A 22,180-nucleotide genomic window follows, 5' to 3' on the forward strand; every position below is an offset into this window, starting at 1 on the left:
GCAACTCGTCACACCACCTTGCCCGGATTGAGAATGTTGAGCGGATCGAGCGTGTGCTTGAGCGCGCGCATCAGATCGAGCGCGACCGGGTCCTTCACATGCGGCAGCTCATCGCGCTTGAGAAGGCCGATGCCGTGTTCGGCCGAGATCGAGCCGCCGTGCTTGCGCACGATGGCGTGGACCGTGTCGTTGACTTCATGCCAGCGCGCGACGAAGGCGGCTTTGTCGGCATCGACCGGCTGGCTGACGTTATAGTGGATGTTGCCGTCGCCGAGATGGCCGAACGCCACCGGCCGCGCACCCGGAATGAGTTTCGTCACCGCCGCATCTGCCTCGGCGATGAATTGCGGCACGGCGGCGACCGGCACCGAGACGTCGTGCTTGATCGAGCCGCCTTCGGGTTTCTGTGCCGGCGAAATCACCTCACGCAGCGTCCAGAACGCCTGGCGCTGGTCGAGGCTCGAGGCAATCACGGCGTCATCGACAAGGCCCGCTTCCATCGCCGCTTCGAGCGTGCTCTCGATCAGCGTGCGCGCGTCGTCACGCGGCGAGGAGATTTCCATCAGCACGTACCACGGGTGAGGCTCTGAAAGCGGCGCGCGCAGTCCGGGGCCATGCCTGAGCGCGAACTGCACCGCGATGTCGGCGATCAGCTCGAAGCTCGTCAGTGCCGAACCAGCGAAGGCTTGCGACAGGTTCAGAAGCTTGAGCGCGGCTTCGGGCGAGGCGAGGCCGACGAACGCCGTCTCCACCGTGCGCGGTCTCGGCATAAGCTTCAGCACGGCGGCGGTGATGATGCCGAGCGTGCCTTCCGCGCCGATGAAAAGATTGCGCAGGTCGTAGCCGGTGTTGTCCTTCTTCAGTTTCGACAGACCACTCAGGATACGCCCGTCGGCGAGCACGACTTCAAGCCCGAGCACGAGATCGCGCGCAACGCCGTAGGACAGCGCGGCGATGCCGCCTGCATTGGTGGAGAGGTTGCCGCCGATGGTGCAGCTTCCTTCCGAGCCGAGCCACAGCGGGAAGATGCGTTCGGCTTTTTCCGCTGCCACATGCGCATTGGCGAGGATGACGCCGGACTCGCAGATCATGGTGTTGGAGGAGGGATCGACTTCACGAACCTTGTCGAGGCGACGCAGCGAAAGCAGAATTTCGCCGTGATGAGGTATCTGTCCGCCAACCAGACCGGTATTGCCGCCTTGCGGCACCAGTGGCGTTCGGGTCTCAGTGGCGAGCTTGCAGATTGCGGCGACTTCGCCGGTCGTGCCCGGACGGAGGATCAGCGGGGAGTGGCCCTGATAGAGGCCGCGCTCCTCGACGAGGTAGGGTGCTTTCTCGTCGCCCTCCATGATGGCGTGCTTGTCGCCGACAATGGCGCGGAAACGCGCCAGCAACTCCGCCGAAAGGGGAGAGAGTGCTGTCATCATGCGGGCCGGTCGGCTGCGGCTCGGCGGAGTCGATCGTTGATCGCTTCGCCGAGGCCGTGTGTTGGGATGGGCATCACCGCGATGGCCTGCGCGCCGGTTTCGTCCAATGCGCGCAGATGGCCGAACAGGTTGGCCGCCGCCTCGATCAGGTCGCCGCGCGGCGAGAGGTTGAGTGTGCGTTCAGGCCGTGCGCCGGGCAGCGCCTCGCCGAAAGCGAGCAGCGCCTCGTCTGCGTTGAGCGCCGTGGCGCCGAGCCTGACAGCGGCGGCAGGCGCATAATGCGATTCCAGCATGCCCGGCGCGAGCGGGCTGTCATGGCCCGGTATGGTCTCGAGTCGTCCAAGGGGAACGCCGAGCACGGCTTCGATGTCGGCACGGGGCGTGCCGCCCGGCCGCAGCAGGACGGGCGCGCCGCTGCATCCAACAATGGTGGACTCGACACCGACGCTGACCGGTCCGCCATCGACGATCAGGTCGATACGGCCGTCGAGGTCATGGAGCACATGCGCGGCCGTGGTGGGCGAAACGTGGCCCGAACGGTTGGCGGACGGCGCGACGATCGGCCGGCCGAGCGCCTGAAGAATCGCCTGCGCCACCGGATGAGCCGGAATCCGCACCGCGACGGTATCGAGGCCCGCCGTGGCGAGTTCGCTCACCGGGCATCCGGGTGCTTTGGGCAACACCAGCGTGAGCGGTCCCGGCCAGAAGGCTCGGGCGAGTTTCAGGGCGGTTTCATTGAAGATGGCGACGCGCTGGGCGGCTTCCAGCGTCGGCAGATGAGCGATGAGCGGGTTGAAGGAGGGCCGCCCCTTGGCCTCGTAAAGCCGTGCGATGGCCTTGCCGTTGGTCCCGTCCGCGCCGAGGCCGTAGACGGTCTCGGTGGGGAAGGCGACGAGTCCGCCCGCGGCGAGGCAATCGGCAGCCGGGCGCGCGGCGGCTGCTGCGGGGACGGTTTTTGTGGTCAAAATCAGGCTCATGGCCCCTTTTATGGGCGCTGGAGCGGACGGCGTCAAAGTGCTTCTCACGCGCCTTGCAGGGCGAGGGGTGCGCGGTTATAAGACCGGCCTCACGTCGGAGTATAGCGCAGCCCGGTAGCGCACCTGCTTCGGGAGCAGGGGGTCGCAGGTTCGAATCCTGCTACTCCGACCATTCCGCCCGTCCCGGCCTCATCACACTCCATATTCATGTCTATAGGCGTCCCGCGAATGATCGCCGGGCGTGATCGTCGATTCTCGCATGATATTTCCTGGGCGGGATTCAGAATGACGTGGTGTGCCATCGCCTCCGATGGTGATTTTTGACTCCTTCACGATGAGGAGTGGCGCTGCCATTGGAGGCTCGCTTGCTGGCGCGCATGATCCCGTATCGTGCCGCGATAATTCTCAGCACATATTTTGATGGATAATGTCCGACACCACTGATTGAAGAATATTCCCAGTCTCTGAAAATTCTTATGGCCGGAATCTGCCCGCGAGCTTGTGGCCAATTATATCGGATGGCCTTGGCCGGTTTTTGCAGTGCGCTGCTCTTATCGCAGCGCGATATGCAAAAGAGAAAGATATCTGAACAACTCAGCGAGAGTGAGACGAAAGTTTTCCATCACGTTCTCGACAAGAGACGATATCTGGATTTTAATTTTGCATTCTTTGAGCCAGCATTGGCGTCACACAAAAATTCAAAAATCAAAAATGGCCATGGCCTGAAGCAAAAACAAATCACATCTGGGAGGACGTTTATGAGTTCGAAGTTTGAATTGCCGAAATTGAGCCGCCGTTCGTTGTTGAAAGCGACCGCGCTGGCAGGTGTTTCGCAGGTTGCGTCCCCCTTTGTGGTCACGTCATGGGCCGCCGACACCGTCAAGATCGGCCTCGACAATCCGCTGACCGGAACTTACGCCGCGACCGGCAAGAACGAGATGATCGGCGCGCAGCTCGCGGTCGAACAGATCAATGCCAAGGGCGGCATTCTCGGCCGCAAGGTCGAGCTGCTGGTAGAGGATTCGACGAGCGGCGACGCCGGCACGGCCGTGCAGAAGGCGCGCAAGCTGATCGACCGCGATCAGGTCAACTTCTTGCTTGGCAACGTGAATTCGGCACTGGCGCAGGCGATGGCGAACGTCGCCTATGAGAAGAAGGTTCTTCACATCGTTCCGGGCGGTCATACCGATACGATCACCGGCTCGAACTGCCACTGGAACGTCTTCCGCGTGTGCAACACCACGCGCATGCAGACCAACTCAATCTCGAAGGTGCTGTTCGAGAAGTACGGCAAGAAGTGGTACTTCATCACGCCGGACTATGCTTTCGGCCACACGCTTCAGCAGGGCTTCGAGGCCAGCTTGAAGGAGTTCGGTGGAACGAAGGTGGGCGGCGATCTCGTGCCGCTGCAGACCACCGATTTCTCGTCCTATCTGATCAAGGCACAGGCGGCCAATCCCGAGGTCATCATTGTGCTGACGTCGGGCGAAGACATGGTCAACACGCTGAAGCAGGCCGTGCAGTTCGGTCTCGACAAACGTTTCCACATCGCCGGCGCTCAGCAGGAACTTGAGGCCTTGATCGGCCTGCCGCCGGAGGCGCGGATCGGAAGCTGGGTGTTCGAGTGGTACTGGAAGCAGCCGAACGTGCCGCATGTCGCCGAGTTCGTTGCCGACATCCGTAAGAAGACCGGCGGCCATGTGCCGACCGCGCGCACCTGGTTCGGCTTTGCGTCGGCCTGGACCTGCGCTCTCGCTGCCGCAAACGCCAAGTCGCTCGATGCGGTGAAGATGGCCAAGGCGCTCCAAGGCTTCAAGCTGCCGCCGGAAATCGCGCTGATGCCGAAGGACACGGTCTATCGCGAAGGCGACAACCAGCTGATGCCGACGCTCTACGTTGGCCATGCGCAGGCGAAGGGCAAGGACGATCCGGAGGATCTGTTCGTTGTCGACATGGAAGTGGACGGCATCAAAGCCGCGCCGCCGGTCGCACAGACCGGCTGCAAGCTGACATGGCCTGCCTGATCCAGCCTGCCTGATCGGAATGGTCCGGACCGTGCGTTCGCGGTCCGGATCAATCCGTGCTGATTTCCTTTTTTCACGGCATGACGCTTGGCGTGATTGTCGGCGCGCTTTGCGCTCCGATGATGTTCGCTCTATCGCGGCGCGATGTGACGACGATGCACAAACGATACAAAAGGAAAGAGACGCTCGAGCATTGTCGGCATGAGACGAAAGTCTTTCATCACATTCTCGACAAACAGATACATCTGCACTTTAATTTTCTGGTTTTTGAGCCAGCAATGGCATCCAAGAAAATTCAACGACAAGACGATCGAGGCTAACGCATAAAATCACATCTGGGAGGGTGTTTTAATGAGTTCGAAATTCGAATTGCCAAAATTGAGTCGTCGCTCTCTGCTGAAGGCGACAGCACTCGCGGGCGTTTCGCAGGTTGCGTCGCCTTTTGTTGTTTCCTCTTGGGCTGCCGACACCGTCAAGATCGGCCTCGACAATCCGCTGACCGGTACCTACGCGGCGCTCGGCAAAAACGAACTGATCGGCGCGCAGCTCGCGATCGAGCAGATGAATGCCAAGGGCGGCATTCTCGGGCGCAAGGCTGAACTTCTGGTCGAAGACTCCACCAGTGGCGATGCCGGCACGGCCGTGCAGAAGGCGCGCAAGCTGGTTGATCGCGATCAGGTCAATTTCCTGCTCGGCAACGTCAACTCGGCGCTGGCGCAGGCGATCGCGAACGTCGCCTATGAGAAGAAGGTCCTTCACGTCGTTCCCGGCGGCCACACCGATTCGGTCACCGGTTCGAACTGCCATTGGAACGTCTTCCGCGTCTGCAACACCACACGCATGGAAACCAACTCGATCTCGAAGCTGTTGTTCGAGAAGTTCGGCAAGAAGTGGTACTTCATCACGCCGGACTACGCCTTCGGCCACACCCTGCAACTGGGCTTCGAGGCCAGCCTCAAGCAGTTCGGCGGCACCAAGGTCGGCGGCGATCTCACGCCGCTCGGAACGACCGACTTCTCGTCCTATCTGATCAAGGCGCAGGCCGCCAATCCGGACGTGATCATCTTCCTGCACGCCGGCGATGATATGATCAACGCCCTCAAGCAGGCCGTTCAGTTCGGTCTCGACAAGAAATTCCATCTGGCGGGTGCCCAGCAGGAGCTGGAAGCTCTGGTCGGTCTGCCGCCGGAGGCTCGCATCGGCAACTGGGTGTTCGAGTGGTACTGGAATCAGCCCAACACGCCTCACGTGAAGGAGTTCGTCGCCGACATCCGCAAGAAGTCCGGCGGCCATGTGCCGACCGCGCGCACCTGGTTCGGCTTCGCGTCGACCTGGACCTGCGCTCTCGCCGCGGAGAACGCCAAGTCGCTCGATGCGGTGAAGATGGCCAAGGCGTTGCAGGGCTTCAAGCTGCCGCCGGAAGTCGCGCTGATGCCGAAGGGTGCTTTCTTCCGCGAAGGCGACAACCAGTTGATGCCGACGCTGTTCGTCGGACATGCGCAGTCGAAGGGCAAGGACGATCCCGAGGATCTGTTCGTGGTCGATCAGGAAGTCGATGGCGCGACCGCTGCATTGCCGGTCGCCGAAACGGGCTGCAAGATGGCGTGGCCTGCCTGATCTCCGCGACCTGATTGAAATGGTCCGGTTCGCATCTTGCGGTCCGGGCCATTTCAAAAGGTGTGTTGATAATCGGATTCACGGGTTTGCATGCTCACGCCTTCACGGGTGGAGTGGCAAACAGGCCAACGGCATTTTCCAGACATGACACAGCTTATTCTCTTCAACATCTTCAACGGGCTGATCGTCGGCGCGTTCTATGCGCTGATGGCGCTAGGTCTGTCATTGATCCTCAATCTCTCGGGGACGATCAACTTCGCGCATGGCGGGTTCCTCGCGCTTGGCGGCTACATCGCCTACACGCTGATCCCCTATATCGGTTTCTGGGGCGGCCTCGTGGTTGCGCCCATCCTCACCGCGTTTCTGGGATTGATCGTCGAGCGGTTCCTGATCCGCAGGGTCTATGGGCGCGATCCGCTCTACAGCCTGCTGCTGACCTTCGGTCTTGCCTTCATTCTGGAGGACGGCGCGCGTTTCATCTGGGGGGCGCAGAGTTTGCCGTTTCAGGTGCCGGGCTGGCTCGTCACACCGCTTAGCCAGGATTACTTCTTCCTGACCGGTTATCGGCTGTTCATGGTGTTGATCGTCGCGATCGCGGTCGCCGGACTCTTCCTGATCCTGCGCTACACGAGACTCGGCATCCGCATCCGCGCCGGCACGCATGACCTCGAAACGGTGTCGGTTCTCGGCGTCAACGTGCGCATCCTGCGTAACCTCAATTTCGGGCTCGGCATCTATCTCGCAGGTCTTGCCGGCGTGCTTGCGGTTGGCCAGCTCGGCCTGCAGCCGACCATCGGCAGCTCGCTCATCATGCCGAGTTTCGTGGCGATCATCATCGGCGGTCTCGGCAGCCTGCCGGGCACGCTGCTCGGTGGCTTGCTGATCGGCGTCGCATCGGGGCTTGCCACGGTTTTCTTTCCTTCTGCAACGGAAGCAATCATGTACGTAATGATGGCAGCAGTGCTGCTGGTCCGGCCTCGCGGCCTTCTCGGCGAGGAGGGACGTTTCTGATGAATTCCCTCGATCGCAATAAACTGCTTGCAAACATCGGCGTCTGGCTCGTCCTCGCGACGATGCCATATTGGCTTCCGCTCATCGGCGGCTATACCGAGCTTGGAACGCGCGTCGTCATTCTTGGCCTCGCGGCGATGTCGCTGAACTTCCTGCTCGGCTACACCGGCGTGCTGTCGTTCGGCCATGCGGCGTATTTCGGCCTCGGCGCTTACGGCGCCGGCCTGATGCTGCGCTATCTCTATCCGAGCACAGGGCTGGCGATCATCTTCGGCGTAGCTCTCGGCACGTTCGCTGCCGCGATCATCGGCCCGATGATCATCCGGCTGCGTGGCGTTTATTTCGCGATGGTGACGATCGCGTTCGGCCAGGTGTTCTACTTCATCGCATTCCGATGGCATTCGGTGACGGGCGGCGACGACGGCCTGACGGGTTGGTCGCGCTTGCCGATCGACCTCGGCTTCACCACGCTCGACATTCAGGGCAATTCACGCCTGTTCTACTATTTCGTACTCGCGATCTTCGCCATCGCGGTCGCGGTGATGGCATGGGTGCTGCGTTCGCCGTTCGGACACACGCTGATCGCCATTCGCGAAAACGAGCGGCGTGCACGATTCCTCGGCATTCCGATCGATCGGCACATCTGGATGTCGTGGACGATTTCCTGCGCCTTCGTCAGCCTCGCGGGCGCGCTCTATGCGCTCCTGAACAACTTCGTCGATCCGCGCGCGCTGTACTGGACGCAATCCGGCGACTTCGTGATCATGGCGGTGCTGGGCGGCATGCGCTCGTTCTGGGGGCCGATGATCGGCGCCGCGATCTTCGTCGTGTTGCAGGATTATCTGTCGAGCCAGACCGAGAACTGGATGTCGTTCGTCGGCCTGTTCTTCGTGCTGATCGTGCTGTTCTTCCCGCGCGGTGTGTTGGGTGCGCTGAAACGGAAGGCCACGTCATGAGCATTCTACGGATCGAAAACGTCACGAAACGGTTCGGCAGCCTTGTTGCCGTGGATAGCGTCTCGCTGACCGTGCAGCCGGGCGAGTTGCGGGCGGTGATCGGCCCCAATGGGGCCGGCAAGACCACGTTCTTCAACATGATCAGCGGTTTTCTGAGCCCGAGCGCCGGCAAGATCACGTTCAATGAAACCGACGTGACGGACATGCCGCCCGTGGAGCGTGTGTGGGGTGGCATGGCGCGCACCTTCCAGATCACGGAAATATTTCCGGAGCTGTCGGTCTATGAGAATATCCGGGTCGCCGTTGAAGTTGCGGAAGGCTATCGCCTGAGTTTCCGGATGTCGCCCGAAGCGGCCGAGAAGGTCGCCGCGCGAGTGACCGATCTCATGAGGAGGGGCAATCTCACCGCCAAGGCCGACCGTATCGCGGGCGAGCTATCGCATGGCGACCAGCGTGCGACCGAAATCATGATGGCGATTGCGCTCAATCCGAAGCTGCTGCTGCTCGACGAGCCGACCGCCGGCATGGGCGATCAGGAAACCTACGATGTCACCCAGCTGATCCGGAAATTGCATCGCGACGAGAAGCTCACCATCGTGCTGATCGAGCACGATATGCGCGTCGTCTTTCATCTGGCCGACCGCATCACGGTGCTGGCCGAAGGCAAGATGCTGGCGGAAGGCACCCCGCCGGAGATTGCCGCCAACGAGGTCGTTCAGGCGGCCTATCTCGGAAAGGGTGCAGAATGACAAGCGTAGTGCTCGAGGCCGAAGGCCTTCACACTTATTATGGCAAGAGCCACATCCTGCGCGGCGTCGGCCTCGAGGTCCGGGAGGGTGAGATCGTCTCGCTGCTCGGCCGCAACGGCGCGGGCAAAAGCACCACCATGCGCAGCCTGATGGGACTGACCAAGGCACGCGAGGGAACGGTGCGGATTTTCGGCCAGACCACGACGCAGCTCAATCCCTATCGGATTGCCGCGCTCGGCGTGGGCTTCGTGCCGGAGGGACGGAAGATCTTCCCGAACCTGACGGTGGAGGAAAACCTGAAAGTCCCCGCCGAGCGGCCGGGACCATGGTCGATCGAGCGGGTGTACGAACTATTCCCCCGTCTCGCGGAACGCAAGAGCAACAAGGGTGGCCAGCTTTCGGGCGGCGAGCAGGAGATGCTGGCGATTGCCCGCGCGCTGCTGCTCAATCCGAAACTCATCCTGCTGGACGAGCCGTCGCAGGGACTCGCGCCGCTCATCGTGCAGGAAGTGTTCAGGGTGATCCAGCGGGCGCGCGATCAGGGCATCTCGGTGCTGCTGGTCGAGCAGAACGTGCGCGCGGCGGTCGAGATTTCGGATCGCGCCTACGTGCTCGACGATGGTCACGTGGTGTATTCGGGGATCGCCTCGGAATTCGCCCGCGACGAGGAGCGGGTCAGGGCGCTGGCCGGTGCAAGTGCGGAGAACTGGGAACCGGAGCAGGGCGCGTAATCGCGCTCTGGCTTCGCGTGCGGAGTCGGCCTAGTTGCCGACCTTGCTCCAGGTTTCGCCGCCGCACAGCGCGCCGACGCAGCCTTCCACGCGCAGCCGCGCCGGTCCCTGAAGCATGACCTTGCTGGCGTAGAACTGACCGTCGTCCGCATTGTAGATGCGGCCCGCCCAACTGGCGGGACCGGTCGCGCGCATGTCGTTGAACAGATTGAGTCCGATGACCGGGCGCTGGGCGAGTGCCGGATTTGGATTTTTATTGTCGGTCGCGGGCTTTCCAGTGTCCGGATCGATCGGTTCGCGCAGCGCTATGACCTTGCCGCAAATCCCGGCGCCGCAGGTCGTGATGCGAATCCTGGCGTCACCCTTCTCCGTGAGCCAGATTCCAGTGACGGGGCTGTTGTCCTGAGCGTTGCCGGGAAGCGAACCGGCGGCCACGACGAGGCTTGCAAGACCGGCGGTCAGGATTCGAGTGACGAAAAGAGGCATGAGGATCGTGCAGGTGCCGATGATTTGAAGGGTGAGCGGCGGCGGGAGCCAGCCGGCAAATTCCGTTCTGGATATGGGCGATTGAGCACCTATGTTCAATGCGTCAAATGGTGGGCTGTGAAAAGAGTCTATGAAAACCTTACGGAATTCCGATTGTGCCATTTGCCTCGGATAGGTAAGGAATTGTCAGCACGCGGGCCGTTGCACGCGGCTGTGGGGTGCGTCATACGATCCGCCCAGTTGCGTCAGAGAACCGAAAAATGCCGAATTCCATTGCCGAAGTTCTGAAGGCTTTTGCCGCGGGCGAGATCGTCGTCGTCACCGACGATGACGACCGTGAGGGTGAGGGCGATCTGATTGTCGCCGCCAGCCTGTGTACTTCGGAAAAGATGGCCTTCATCATCCGCCATACCTCCGGCATCGTCTGCGCGCCGTTGACGGTGGAGGACGCGCGGCGGCTGCGCCTCGATCCGATGGTCGCGCATAACGATTCCAACCACACCACCGCCTTCACGGTGTCCATCGATTACAAGCCCGGCATGACAACCGGCATTTCCGCCGATGAGCGGGTTGCATGCTGCCGTGCATTGGCCAATCCGAACGCGGGTGCTGCGGACTTCGCGCGGCCGGGGCATATCTTCCCGCTGATCGCGCGCGAGGGCGGTGTGCTGCTGCGTGCCGGCCATACTGAAGCGGCTGTCGATTTGTGCAAGCTCGCCAAGCTGCCACCTGTCGGCGTCATCAGCGAACTGATGAATGACGACGGCACGGTGATGAAGGGCCAGCAGGTCTCGGATTTCGCCAAAAAGCACAACCTGAAGCACGTCACCATCGCGGACATGATCGCTTACCGGCAGGCACGGGAAAAGCTGATCGAGCGCGTCTCGACATTTACGACGGATTCCCCGATCGGGCCGTTACAGGGCTATGCCTATCGCTCGCCGTTCGATCCGGTCTATCACGCGGCTTTCGTCTATAACGGGCTCGGCGACGGTAAGGGCGTGCTGACCCGCATTCACAAGCCGAACGTCATCAAGGACATTTTTTTCAGTTCGCATCGTCTCGAGAAGGTGCTGGAGCGGTTCAAGGCCAATGGCAGCGGCGTTCTCGTTTATTTGCGGGATGGCGTCGTCGGTGTGCCGGTGGCGCCTCTGGAGCAGCATCACTCCTCGGAGGAAGACCGGCATCGGCAGTGGCGTGAAGTCGGCATCGGCGCGCAGATTCTGCGCGATCTCGGCGTGACGTCGATCCGGCATCTGACGTCTGCGGTCCACGACTACAAGGGCCTGTCGGGTTACGGCATCGAAATCGTCGGCAACGAACCGTTCGAGAGCTGACGACATATCGTAACGGCCCCCCGGTATACGGCCGGCGCGATGGCGTGCTAGACTTTTCCCCAAGATACAGAGATGAGAGATCGGTCATGAGCGCGCGTTCCCAGGCGAAGGACAAGCCCGTATTCAAATGGGACGATCCGTTTCTTCTCGACGATCAATTGACTGAAGACGAGCGGATGATCCGCGACACCGCGCATGCCTATGCGCAGGAAAAGCTGTTGCCGCGTGTGCGCGCGGCCTATGAGGATGAGACTGCGGACCGCGATATATTCCGTGAAATGGGCGAGCTTGGCCTGATCGGCATCACGCTGCCCGAAGAATATGGCTGCGCCAATGCCAGCTATGTCGCCTATGGGCTTGTTGCCCGCGAGGTCGAGCGGGTCGATTCCGGCTATCGCTCGATGAACAGCGTGCAGTCCTCGCTGGTGATGTATCCGATCTATGCTTATGGCGACGAGGCGCAGCGCAAGAAGTATCTGCCGAAGCTTGCGAGCGGCGAGTGGGTCGGCTGCTTCGGCCTGACCGAGCCGGATGCGGGCTCCGATGTCGACAGCATGAAGACGCGCGCCGAGAAGGTATCGGACGGCTACCGGCTCACCGGCTCGAAGATGTGGATTTCCAACGCGCCGATCGCCGATGTGTTCGTGATCTGGGCGAAGTCGCAGGCGCACGACAACAAGATCCGGGGTTTCATCCTCGAAAAGGGAATGAAGGGCCTGTCGGCGCCGAAGATCGCGGGCAAGCTGTCGTTGCGCGCCTCGATCACCGGCGAGGTCGTGATGGACGGCGTGGTGGTGCCGGAAAGCGCGCTGTTGCCGAATTGCTCGGGGCTCTCCGGTCCCTTCGGCTGTCTCAACCGCGCGCGTTACGGCATTTCGTGGGGCGTGATGGGGGCTGCGGAGGATTGCTTCCAGCGCGCCCGGCAATATGTGCTCGATCGCAAGCAGTTCGGTCGTCCGCTCGCGGCGACCCAGTTGATGCAGAAGAAGCTCGCCGACATGGAGACCGAGATTGCGCTCGGCCTGCAAGGCTCATTGCGGGTCGGTCGCCTGATGGATGAAGGCAAGTTCGCGCCCGAAATGATTTCGCTGATGAAGCGCAACAATTGCGGCAAGGCGCTCGATATCGCCCGCGTCGCGCGCGACATGCACGGCGGCAACGGCATCTCCAGCGAATTCCACGTCATGCGTCACGCCCAGAATCTGGAAAGCGTGAACACTTATGAAGGCACGCATGACGTACATGCGCTGATCCTGGGCCGTGCCATAACCGGCATTCAGGCCTTTATGTAAGACGGGTGGCGATCCACGCGCATGTCCGTCAATGATGACATTCCGTTCAATCGCAACTTTCCGCTGAAGCCCGGAGTTGTCGATCGCCCCGTGCCGGGCGTGCGGCGCGTTGTGTGCGACAATCCCGGTCCTTTCACGTTCACCGGTACGGTGAGCTACATCGTCGGCGAGGGCCGTGTCGCCATCGTCGATCCGGGGCCGGACGACGCGACGCACATCGCGGCCCTTCTCGATGCGGTGCGCGGCGAGACCGTGACGCATATTTTTGTCACCCATACCCATCGCGATCATTCGCCTGCCGTGCCGCTGATCAAAAAGGCGACCGGCGCGACCGTCTATGCCGAAGGGCCGCACCGTCCCGCGCGGCCGATGCATCACGGCGAGCCAGCCCGCAAGGAATCCAACGATCTGGATTTCCGTCCCGATGTTCGATTGAAGGACGGCGAGGTGGTTGAGGGCGAAGGATGGGCCTTGCAGGCCATCGCCACGCCGGGCCACACCGCGAACCACATGGCGTTTGCATGGGCAGAGCGCTCGCTGACCTTCGTTGGTGATCATGTCATGGGCTGGTCCACCACCATCGTGGTGCCGCCGGATGGCGCGATGATCGACTACATGGGCTCGCTCGAGAAGCTCGCTGCGCGATCCGAGCAGCTTTATTTTCCGGGCCATGGGCCGGAAATTCCGGAAGGTCCGCGCTTCACCCAGTTCATGATCCGGCACCGCAGGGCGCGCGAGGCTTCGATCCTGCATCGTCTTGCGAAGGGCGAGGCGGATATTCCAAGCATCGTGCGCGCGAGCTATATCGGCATCGATCCGCGGCTCATAAATGCGGCGGGCTATTCGGTGCTGGCGCATCTGGAGGACATGGTCGAGCGTGGCATCGTCGCGACCGACGGTGCGCCGACCATCGACAAGACCTATCGCCTCTTGGTGCCCTTGGGCTGAGGCTCCTTGGCCGGCGCGAGAATCTTCTTTTCAGGCTTGGCGTTGTCGGCGGCGTCGTTGAGGTCGCTCGTGAATGAGGCGATGCGGGCGGCATTGCTGCCGAAATCATGCTCGAAATAGCGTGAGGACGAACGCATATCGACGCGCGATCCATCCTCGTCGGGAACGATGCGGATCGAGACATCCTCGCGCAAGCCCATGACGAGTGTGCGCGCCACGGCTTCGATCCGTCCGACCCGCTGCGGCGGCAGTGGCGGACGTTCGTCGACGATCAGCCATTTGCGGTGCGCGACGAGCCGCAGCACCATGTCGTAGGCCCGCTGCGGCGACAGGTCGAGCAGGATCGGCTCGATCTTGGGATAGGCTTTGCGCTGCAGCTCGGCGGAATAGAGTCCGGCATAGGCGGCGGTGTTGGCGCCGTCGGCGGCGCGCAGGCGGGCCAGCGCATCGAACCGGGGCGGATCAATCGGATCGGTCGAGATGTCGTACAGGCGCGGCAGTCGCTGATACTGGATGGCCAGATAGGCCGGGTAGGCAAGGATCAACGCGTTGATGAGCAGCGCGAACAGGATGCGGGTCATGCCGCGCGATCCGTTCTGCCAGATCGCGGCGAAGGCGGCGAAGCACAGAAGAATGGAAATGCCGGAAAGCGCCAGCGCGCCGAAGAAGGTCGCGAGCGCGGGACGGAAATCGAGAAAGCCGAAGCGCACCACCAGAACCGACGCCAGAGTGGCGACCAGCGCGAACATGGCCATCCGCCGCGCCCATGAGGCGAGGGCGGAGATCGGCTCCTTCTGATAAGCGGCGGAAAAGCGGCGGCCCATTCGACGATCCACGGGCGCCGGAGGATGCGCCGATGGCTTGACCTAGCGCATTTCCGTGCGGGGAGGGAAGCCGCAGAACGGCGAATTCACGTCGCAAATACCGCATTCCAGACCATGGTCAGGCCGGAGATCAGCATCAGGCCGTCCATGACATGGCGGAAGGTCTCCGGCGAGAGGCGCAGCACGAACGGTTTGGCGATGAAGGTGCCTGCCATGATGGAAAAGCCGGTAATGAGTCCCTTCAACGCCAGATCCCATGGCAGCGCGCCGCTGGTCTGGAAGGTCAGCACCTTGACCACATAGATCACCAGCGAGGAGGCGGCCTCTGTCGCGAGGAAAGCGCCCTTCACCAACCCGTAGCCGAGGAAGACCGGAACGGAAATCGGTCCGGTGGACACCACGATGCCGGTGAGAAAGCCGACCACGGCGCCGGCAATCGCCATATGCCACAGCTTCAGGCGGATCATCCGGCTGGCAAGCCAGTGCCTGATCGGAATCATCGAGATCAGAAACAGCCCGATGGTGAGATCGACCGCACGGTTCGGCAGGATCAGGAGCGTCTGCGCGCCAAGGAACGCCGCCGGCCCGCCGGTGATGCTGTAAGCCGCGAAGGCGCGCCAGTCGACCGTGCGCCACCATGCGAGGATGCGGGAGAAATTCGCCATCACGGCAGCGACGGCCATGATCGGCACGGCCGCCTTCGGGCCGTAGATCGTGGCCAGCACCGGCACGAGCATGATGGACGAGCCGGTTCCAACGATCCCGCTGAAAATACCGGCTACGAGCCCCACGATGAGAACAAGAATCAACCCCATGGTTTCGTTCTATCGTATCGATGCGGTCGCCGGAATTGGCAGCGGCTGCATGGCACCTTATGCTGGCTCAAAACGAGTGCGGACGCGCCGGTTTCTTTTCATCCCTCCTGCAGGAATCCGAATTCCGGAATGCTTTGCCCGCCGATGCTCTTTCACCGAAATCATCGCGCGGAGATGCGCCGGAGCGCAGGCGTAGCCCTCGTGTTCAGCCTCTCGCTCACGATGCCGTCCGTGGCGGAGACTGCCGTGCCTTTGCCGCAGCCTCGGCCCATGGAAGCTCCTGCGGCCGCAAACCCCGACACGGCGCCGAAGCCGGAGGAGGGCAAGGCAGCGGCTCCCGCCGCACCGGCCGCACCCGAGCCCTCGGCTTGCCGCCGTGCGCTGACCGAGGATATCGCCATCGCGCCATCGATTGCGCCGATCCATGGGGATGGCGGATGCGGCGGTGACGATCTGGTGAAGCTCGAAGCCGTGGTGCTGCGCGGCGGCCAGCGTGTCGATCTGAAACCGGCGGCGACGCTGCGCTGTGAGATGGCAAAGGCGGTGGCTGACTGGATTCGCGACGATGCCGAACCGCTCGCGGAAAGCCTCGGCTCCGTTCTCAGCGGTCTCGATAATTTCGATTCTTACGAATGCCGCGGACGTAACCGGGTCAAAGGCGCCAAGCTGTCAGAGCATGGCAAGGCGAATGCCCTCGATGTCCGCAGTCTCGATCTCGCCAACGGCACCAAATTGTCCCTGACGGATCGCGGTTTATCGCGCGAGATTCGTGAGAAGGTGCTGTGGTCGGTCTGTGGGCGGTTCACCACGGTGCTCGGGCCGGGCTCGGACTGGTATCACGAGGACCACATCCATCTCGATATCGCGCAGCGCCGCAACAATTACAAACTGTGCCAGTGGGGTGTGTACGATCCGCTGCCGGAGACGGCGCCGCTGCTGCCTGCCGAGCGGCCTGCGGATGCACCGCCGGGTGCCACAGCGGTGGAGCAGGGCGCGGCGGCTTCCGGGGATGCCACGGACGGGCAGGCCGAACCCGCGCGCGAGAAATGACCAGCGCCCAATGAAAAACGCCGCCCAATGGGCGGCGTTTGTCGTCAGATGAGGTGCAGAGGCTTACTGGTAAGCCGTGCCGCCTTGCAGCGCCATCTTCGAATTGTAAGGCGAGTCGCCTTGCTTGGGATCGAGCACGACGACGATCGCGCCCATCTTGACCCGATTGTACAGGTCGATGACGTCCTCGTTGGTCATGCGGATGCAACCCGAGGAAATCGAGGCTCCGATATATTCCGGCTGGTTGGTGCCGTGGATGCGGAACAGCGTGTCCTTGCCGCCCGAGTAAAGGTAGATCGCGCGCGAGCCCATCGGGTTGTCCGGGCCGCCCTTGACGAAGGTCGGCACGCCGAGGCGCTCGATCTCGCCCTTGGTCGGGTGCCAGTCCGGCCACTCGGTCATGGCGCCGACCTTGGCAATGCCGGACCAGGCCATGGCTTCCTCGCCGACGGTGATGCCGTAGCGGATCGCCTTGCCGCCATCGAGGACGTAATAAAGGTAGTGGTTGTCGGAATCGACCACGATGGAACCGGGCGCTTCCTTGCGGTGATATTCGACGATGGCGCGGCGGAACGGCTCGGCGACCGGCGTTTTGACGTAGGAAACCTTGGCCAGGTAATCCTTGTCACGCGGCTTGAGCTGGCTTTCGTTCATGGCCTCGTAATGGGCTGTCTGCATGCAGCCTGCCAGCATCAGGCCGGCGGCGAGGACGGCAAACTTGGAAGCAATCGACGGCATCGATGTAAATCCCGGTGGCGGCGAAAGACCGAAAATGGCTCTAAGGAGCGAAGCTCGCCGCAGTATCGCTACAGTTTATAAACATCAGGTTTTCACCCAATTCCAGAGATTCGGCGTGGGTTTTGCTACGCAACATCGGACCTGTGGCATTGCTGCCGCACTCTTATGCGACAAATACCCCCCAAGGATGCCCCTCATCACGGACTTGGCATTTCCCGGGTCTTTCGCCCCTCCCGGCTTGCCCGAATCGAACGAATTTGCGTTTTGGCGAAGTGACACCACGCCGCATGCCGGAGGCCATTTTTCATGCTGTCCGTATTCGCACCCTCGGCAGGCTCGCTGAAAAAGCTGGAAACCGTGGATCTCGCCGCGCTGCCGGAGGACGCCGTCTGGCTGGACCTCAAATCGCCGATTCCCGGCGAGGACAAGGCGGTGGAAAAGCTCGTGGGCATCGAAATCCCGACCCGCGAGGACATGCAGGAGATTGAAATCTCCTCGCGTCTCTATGTCGAGAACGGCGCGCGTTACATGACGGCGACCCTGATGTGCGGCACCGACGGCGCCAACCCACGTACCGCGCCGGTGTCGTTCATTCTGACCGCGCATCGCCTCGTCACGGTCCGTTACGACGAGCCGAAGCCCTTCATGCTGGTTGCCGCCAAGCTTGGCCGGGCATGCCCGTCGGGAATTACAGGCGACACCGTGCTGCTCGATCTGCTCGATGCGATCATCGACCGCTCCGCGGATATTCTCGAGCGTGTCGGATCAGACGTCGATACCGTGAGCAACGAGATTTTCGAGCCGTCCGCCGATCGCGGCCATGCGCGCAAATATTCCCAGATTCTTCTGACCATCGGCCGCAAGGGCGACCTGACATCGAAGGTACGTGAAAGTCTGGTGTCGATCGGGCGCGTCATTTCCTTCGTCACCGTCGAGACCGACCAGAACGGGCGCTGGAGCAAGGAACAGAAAGCGCAGTTCAAGACCCTGCAACGCGACGTGCAGTCGCTCACCGATCACGCCTCATATCTGTCGAACAAGATCACCTTCGTGCTCGACGCCATGCTCGGTGTCGTCAACCTCGAACAGAACAACATCATCAAGCTGTTCTCGGTGATGGCCGTGGTCTTGATGCCGCCGACGCTGATCGCCTCGATCTACGGCATGAATTTCAAGGTCATGCCGGAGCTGGAATGGCAGCACGGCTATTCGCTGGCGCTGATTGCTATGCTGTTCGCCGCGGTGTTGCCCTACATGTTCTTCAAGTGGAAGAAGTGGCTGTAGCATCAGAGCGTTTTCAAGCGAAGTGGAAACCGGTTCGCGTGAAGAAAACGCGTCAAATAATGATCTGAAGGCGCGGAGCGATTGCGATGGCTGGTGACGTCTGCATCGTGATGACCACCGTAGCGGACGCGGCGCAGGCGAAAGCGCTTGCGCGTGCCGTCATCGAGGCTCGCCTCGCGGCCTGTGCGCAGACTCTGCCGATTTCGAGTTGCTATCGCTGGGACGGCAAGATCGTCGAGGACGGCGAACAGATGATCCTGTTCAAGACATTGGCCGATCAATATTCCGCGCTCGAAGGGTTTCTTCTCGAACGGCATCCGTATGAGGTGCCGGAAATCGTCCGGCTGCCGGTCGATGGCGTCAGCGGAAAATACCGCGACTGGCTCTTGAGCGAAGTCGGGTAAATTACAATCCGATCTTTTTGATCGCGCTTTTGAGCGAACTTGCGGCGCGGTCGTAATCCGCCCATGCCTTCGACTTCTTCACCAATGCAGGCACGGTGCGCAGCGTGAATTTGAGCGGCTCGAGGCCGGGACGCACCTGGGCCCATGTCAGCGGCATCGACACCGGCGCGAATTTTCGGCCGCGCGGCGAGAACGGCGCGACCGCCGTGGACATCCGGTCGTTGCGCAGATAGTCGAGGAAGATCTTTCCATCGCGTTTCTTCTTCGACATGTTGAGCAGATAGCGCTCCGGATCGTCCGCTGCCATCGTTTGGCACACGGCCTGCGCGAAGGCCTTTGCCCCCTTCCAGTCGATGCGATCTTTCTTCGCGTCTTTCAACGGCGTGACGACATGCAATCCCTTGCCGCCGGTGGTCTTGCAGAAACTTTCCAATCCGAGAGATGAAAGGCGCTCGTGCAGGTCGCGCGCGGCTTTGATGACGTCGGTGAAAGCAACATCCGGGGCAGGGTCGAGGTCGAACACCAGACGGCCGGGCACGTCGGGTTCGCCTTCGGCGCAATTCCATGGATGAAATTCGACCCCGCCGATCTGCGCCGCCGCGACAAGACCTTCGACGCGATCGATCTGGATGTAAGGCTTTCTGTCGCCGGACACGCGAACTTCGTTGATGAGGTTCGACATTCCGGCCATGGCGTGGCGTTGGAAGAATGTCTCCCCATTGATACCGTCCGGCGCGCGGATGATGGAGCAGGGCCGCCCTTCGATATGCGGCAGCAGATAGTCGCCGATGCTTTCCATGTAGCGGGCGAGGTCGAGCTTGGTGATCGGCTCGCCCTTGCCGTCGTCCGGCCAGAGCGGCTTGTCCGGTTTCGAGATGGTCAGCCCCATCACTATGGCGTTGCCTTTAGACGGCGCACTTGCGGATTTTGCCGCGCGTATTTTGCGCGGTGCGGGCTTGGCCACGGTGGTGACGGTCGGCTCGTCCACCTGCACTTCGTCGGCAGACTTGTCTTTGCGCAGCCCCTTGAAAGCAGCCTGCCGCACCATGCTGTCACCGGTCCAGCCTGCGAATTCGATCTCGGCGACAAGCTCTGGTTTTACCCAGTGCACGTCTGTTGCTTTCTTCGGCGCGTTCTTGCCGCCGAATGGGTTTGTCGTCGATGCGGCCTTCTTCAATTCCGGCATGATCCGCTTGACGACATCCTTGCCGTATCCTGTGCCGACGATGCCGACATAAGCGAGATGGTCCTCGTGCGGTACGCCGACCATCAGCGAGCGGAATTTGCCCGCGGTGGTTTTCCAGCCGCCGATGACGACTTCATGCCCTGCGCGGCATTTGGCTTTTCGCCAGCTTTCAGTGCGGCCGGAATGATAGAGCGCGTCCCTGCGCTTTGAGATGATCCCTTCCAGCGACAGGCGGCAGGCCGATTTGAGGACTGCATCGCCGCCGGTCTCGAAATGTTCGACATAGCGGATCACGCCGCTGGCGGTGTCGTTGTTCAAAAATGATTTCAGTTGGGCCTTGCGCTCCCTCAGGGGCAATCGCCGCAGGTCGCTGTTCTTGCTGAATAGCAGATCGAAGGCGAAGAAGATCAGTCCATCGGTGTCGCCATCTGACAGCGCCGCCTGCAGCGATGCGAAGCTCGGATGGCCGTTGTGGTCGAGAGCGACGATCTCGCCGTCGATGATGCCATTGGGTAGTTTTGCAGCGGCTTTCTCGATGGCCGGAAATTTCGCGGTCCAGTCGAGGCCCTTGCGTGTGCGCAGAGTGGCCTTCTTGTCCTCGATGCGCAGTTGCATCCGGTAGCCATCGAACTTGATCTCGTGAATCCATTCTCTGCCGGTGGGCGGGCGCGAGACGGATTTGCACAATTGCGGTGCAATGAAGTCGGGGAGCTGCTCCACACTGCGCGCGACCTTCGCCGGGGCCCTTCCTTTGGAGGGAGCGAGCGTCTTCGTCTCGGACTTTGCTCGCAGATTCGCGGCCAAGCCCTGATTGGATTGCCAGACCCGGTCGGCCTTGGTGCGGCCTCCTTTTAAACTTCCTTTGGCCGTCATGAACGGCGTGGGTCCGCGCCCCTTGCCTTGTGCGATCTGCGCCATCGTGCGGCCGGAGGCAACGGAGCGGTCCTCATCAAGAATATCGCTGCCCTCCTGCGCATATTCATCGCGGTGTTTAATGAGTAGCCAGTTGGTGCGCTTGCCGCCGGTGCGGTCATGCCGCATACGCACCAGCACCCATTCGCCGTGCAGCTTCTCGCCTTCGAGCGCGAATTTGAGATCGCCTTTCTTCAAGCCTGCTTCCGGATTGTCGCTGTACCAATAGCCGCGATCCCACAGCATCACCGTGCCGCCGCCATACTGGCCTTTCGGGATGGTGCCTTCGAAATCGCCGTAGTCGAGCGGATGGTCCTCCACCTCGACCGCAAGGCGCTTATCCTTCGGGTCGAGCGAAGGGCCGCGCGTCACCGCCCAGGATTTGAAGACTCCGTCGAATTCGAGCCGCAGGTCGTAATGCAGCCGCGTCGCATCGTGTTTCTGGATGACGAAGCGCGGCAGCTTTCCGCGCGCGACTGTCGCGGCGCCGCTCGGCTCCGCGGTTTTCGTGAAGTCGCGTTTGGTCCGGTAGACGGAAAGTTTTTTGCGTGCCACGGGAATCGCCTTGCGAAGAATAGAGACAAACCCGCAAGGCCACGTTCAGGTTCCGCCTTGCCTAGACGTGCTGGCCGCCGTTGATGTGGATTTCCGCGCCGTTCACGTAGGACGAGGTTTCGGTACACAGCACGTAGATGATTTTCGCCACTTCGTCAGGCGTGCCGAGCCGCTGCAGCGGGATTTGCTCCTCGACAATCTTGTCGGTGCCGGGAGAGAGGATCGACGTGTCGATCTCGCCGGGGGCGATGGCGTTGACGCGCACGCCGACCTTGCCGAAATCGTAGGCCATCTCTCGCGTCAGCGCCGCGAGTGCGGCTTTCGATGTCGCATAGGCCGCGCCCGCGAACGGATGCACGCGCGAGCCCGCAATGGAGGTGACGTTTACCACCGAACCCTTGGTGGCTTTCAACTCCTCGATCAGGCCGCGCGCAAGAAACACCGGCGCGAGGAAATTGACGCGGAAGACTTTCGCCCAGGTGTCGTTGTCGGTCTTGATCGTGCCGAGCCGGCCGCCGCCCTCAAGCTTGGGGGAGATCGCAGCGTTGTTCACCAGCGCATGGAGCTGGCCGCCTTCGAGACGCCCGCGGATTTCCTGAATCGCGCGCTCGGTGTCAGCGATATCGGACAGATCGACTTGGATGTGATCCTCAGGGCCTGCGTCCCACGGGCACTGTTCGGGAAATGGATGGCGCGAACAGGTGATGACCCGCCAGCCTGCGCTGGAGAAACGAATTACAGTCGCATGGCCGATGCCGCGGCTCGCGCCGGTGAGCAGCAGCGTGCGGCGTGGCTGATTGGAGGTCGTTGATGCGGTCATGACGGGATTGTTCACTTACAAGAGGGGGGACGCCAGT

The 22,180-nt window shown here is 61.7% G+C and carries 21 protein-coding genes and 1 tRNA gene; 14 read left to right on the plus strand and 8 right to left on the minus strand.

The window, feature by feature from the left end:
* Positions 1-8 precede the first annotated feature (8 nt).
* Entirely contained in the window at positions 9-1,427 is a 1,419-nt protein-coding gene (locus tag AC1RNA_RS14575; protein WP_492951575.1) for an FAD-binding oxidoreductase, read from the minus strand.
* Positions 1,424-2,404 (minus strand): L-threonylcarbamoyladenylate synthase, encoded by a 981-nt coding sequence (locus AC1RNA_RS14580; RefSeq protein ID WP_492951576.1) that lies wholly within the window; start codon positions 2,402-2,404, stop codon positions 1,424-1,426. Before AC1RNA_RS14580 ends, AC1RNA_RS14575 begins: the two co-directional genes overlap by 4 nt.
* Positions 2,405-2,499: 95 nt before the next feature.
* Between AC1RNA_RS14580 and AC1RNA_RS14585 the strand changes: the two genes are divergently transcribed.
* The 8 genes from AC1RNA_RS14585 (at position 2,500) to AC1RNA_RS14620 (ending at position 9,492) form a co-directional block, all read left to right on the plus strand.
* Positions 2,500-2,576 (plus strand) — tRNA-Pro (locus AC1RNA_RS14585).
* Between the two features lie 586 nt (positions 2,577-3,162).
* On the plus strand, positions 3,163-4,428 hold the full coding sequence (locus AC1RNA_RS14590) for an ABC transporter substrate-binding protein (RefSeq protein ID WP_009340415.1): 1,266 nt from the start codon (positions 3,163-3,165) through the stop codon (positions 4,426-4,428).
* A gap of 56 nt (positions 4,429-4,484) precedes the next feature.
* Entirely contained in the window at positions 4,485-4,748 is a 264-nt protein-coding gene (locus AC1RNA_RS14595; protein ID WP_492951577.1) for a hypothetical protein, read from the plus strand.
* 31 nt (positions 4,749-4,779) lie between these two features.
* Complete coding sequence (locus AC1RNA_RS14600) at positions 4,780-6,045, plus strand: ABC transporter substrate-binding protein (RefSeq protein WP_009340416.1); 1,266 nt, start codon at positions 4,780-4,782, stop codon at positions 6,043-6,045.
* A 144-nt stretch (positions 6,046-6,189) separates the two neighbouring features.
* Positions 6,190-7,056, plus strand: coding sequence for a branched-chain amino acid ABC transporter permease (locus AC1RNA_RS14605; RefSeq protein ID WP_009340417.1), 867 nt, complete (start codon positions 6,190-6,192; stop codon positions 7,054-7,056).
* On the plus strand, positions 7,056-8,012 hold the full coding sequence (locus AC1RNA_RS14610) for a branched-chain amino acid ABC transporter permease (RefSeq protein ID WP_048756693.1): 957 nt from the start codon (positions 7,056-7,058) through the stop codon (positions 8,010-8,012). Before AC1RNA_RS14605 ends, AC1RNA_RS14610 begins: the two co-directional genes overlap by 1 nt.
* The gene (locus AC1RNA_RS14615) at positions 8,009-8,761 is read left to right on the plus strand and encodes an ABC transporter ATP-binding protein (RefSeq protein WP_009340419.1); all 753 of its coding nucleotides are present in this window, start codon (positions 8,009-8,011) and stop codon (positions 8,759-8,761) included. The genes AC1RNA_RS14610 and AC1RNA_RS14615 overlap by 4 nt, the downstream gene beginning before the upstream one ends.
* Positions 8,758-9,492, plus strand: a complete 735-nt coding sequence (locus AC1RNA_RS14620) for an ABC transporter ATP-binding protein (RefSeq protein WP_009340420.1) — start codon at positions 8,758-8,760, stop codon at positions 9,490-9,492. The genes AC1RNA_RS14615 and AC1RNA_RS14620 overlap by 4 nt, the downstream gene beginning before the upstream one ends.
* A 30-nt stretch (positions 9,493-9,522) precedes the next feature.
* Here the strand turns inward: AC1RNA_RS14620 and AC1RNA_RS14625 are convergent, their stop codons facing one another.
* Complete coding sequence (locus tag AC1RNA_RS14625; RefSeq protein ID WP_009340421.1) at positions 9,523-9,978, minus strand: DUF2147 domain-containing protein; 456 nt, start codon at positions 9,976-9,978, stop codon at positions 9,523-9,525.
* 260 nt (positions 9,979-10,238) lie between these two features.
* On the opposite strand from AC1RNA_RS14625, the gene ribB reads away from it, so the two are divergent.
* From ribB to AC1RNA_RS14640, 3 genes are all read left to right on the plus strand, one after another.
* The gene (gene ribB, locus AC1RNA_RS14630; protein WP_009340422.1) at positions 10,239-11,315 is read left to right on the plus strand and encodes a 3,4-dihydroxy-2-butanone-4-phosphate synthase; all 1,077 of its coding nucleotides are present in this window, start codon (positions 10,239-10,241) and stop codon (positions 11,313-11,315) included.
* Between the two features lie 86 nt (positions 11,316-11,401).
* Complete coding sequence (locus AC1RNA_RS14635) at positions 11,402-12,607, plus strand: acyl-CoA dehydrogenase (protein WP_009340423.1); 1,206 nt, start codon at positions 11,402-11,404, stop codon at positions 12,605-12,607.
* 21 nt (positions 12,608-12,628) lie between these two features.
* Entirely contained in the window at positions 12,629-13,555 is a 927-nt protein-coding gene (locus tag AC1RNA_RS14640) for an MBL fold metallo-hydrolase (RefSeq protein ID WP_492951578.1), read from the plus strand.
* Here the strand turns inward: AC1RNA_RS14640 and AC1RNA_RS14645 are convergent.
* Both AC1RNA_RS14645 and AC1RNA_RS14650 read right to left on the minus strand, forming a co-directional pair.
* Complete coding sequence (locus AC1RNA_RS14645) at positions 13,528-14,379, minus strand: DUF1499 domain-containing protein (RefSeq protein WP_009340425.1); 852 nt, start codon at positions 14,377-14,379, stop codon at positions 13,528-13,530. The genes AC1RNA_RS14640 and AC1RNA_RS14645 overlap by 28 nt on opposite strands.
* Positions 14,380-14,465: 86 nt before the next feature.
* Complete coding sequence (locus tag AC1RNA_RS14650) at positions 14,466-15,194, minus strand: sulfite exporter TauE/SafE family protein (RefSeq protein ID WP_009340426.1); 729 nt, start codon at positions 15,192-15,194, stop codon at positions 14,466-14,468.
* Positions 15,195-15,464: 270 nt separating this feature from the next.
* Between AC1RNA_RS14650 and AC1RNA_RS14655 the strand changes: the two genes are divergently transcribed.
* Positions 15,465-16,244: an extensin family protein gene (locus AC1RNA_RS14655; protein WP_492951579.1), complete on the plus strand. Its 780-nt coding sequence runs from the start codon at positions 15,465-15,467 to the stop codon at positions 16,242-16,244.
* 63 nt (positions 16,245-16,307) lie between these two features.
* Here the strand turns inward: AC1RNA_RS14655 and AC1RNA_RS14660 are convergent, their stop codons facing one another.
* Positions 16,308-16,982: a L,D-transpeptidase gene (locus AC1RNA_RS14660; RefSeq protein WP_009340428.1), complete on the minus strand. Its 675-nt coding sequence runs from the start codon at positions 16,980-16,982 to the stop codon at positions 16,308-16,310.
* 306 nt (positions 16,983-17,288) lie between these two features.
* Here AC1RNA_RS14660 and AC1RNA_RS14665 point away from each other — a divergent pair, with 306 nt between their 5' ends.
* Together AC1RNA_RS14665 and cutA are read left to right on the plus strand one after the other, a co-directional pair.
* Positions 17,289-18,266: a magnesium transporter CorA family protein gene (locus tag AC1RNA_RS14665; protein ID WP_009340429.1), complete on the plus strand. Its 978-nt coding sequence runs from the start codon at positions 17,289-17,291 to the stop codon at positions 18,264-18,266.
* Positions 18,267-18,352: 86 nt separating this feature from the next.
* Positions 18,353-18,670: a divalent-cation tolerance protein CutA gene (cutA, locus tag AC1RNA_RS14670; RefSeq protein WP_492951580.1), complete on the plus strand. Its 318-nt coding sequence runs from the start codon at positions 18,353-18,355 to the stop codon at positions 18,668-18,670.
* Between the two features lies 1 nt (position 18,671).
* Here the strand turns inward: cutA and ligD are convergent, their stop codons facing one another.
* On the minus strand, positions 18,672-21,323 hold the full coding sequence (gene ligD, locus AC1RNA_RS14675; protein ID WP_492951581.1) for a DNA ligase D: 2,652 nt from the start codon (positions 21,321-21,323) through the stop codon (positions 18,672-18,674).
* 61 nt (positions 21,324-21,384) lie between these two features.
* Entirely contained in the window at positions 21,385-22,143 is a 759-nt protein-coding gene (locus tag AC1RNA_RS14680; protein ID WP_009340432.1) for an SDR family NAD(P)-dependent oxidoreductase, read from the minus strand.
* Between the last annotated feature and the right edge of the window lie 37 nt (positions 22,144-22,180).

The organism is Afipia sp. GW821-FHT14H12 (genome assembly GCF_058803465.1).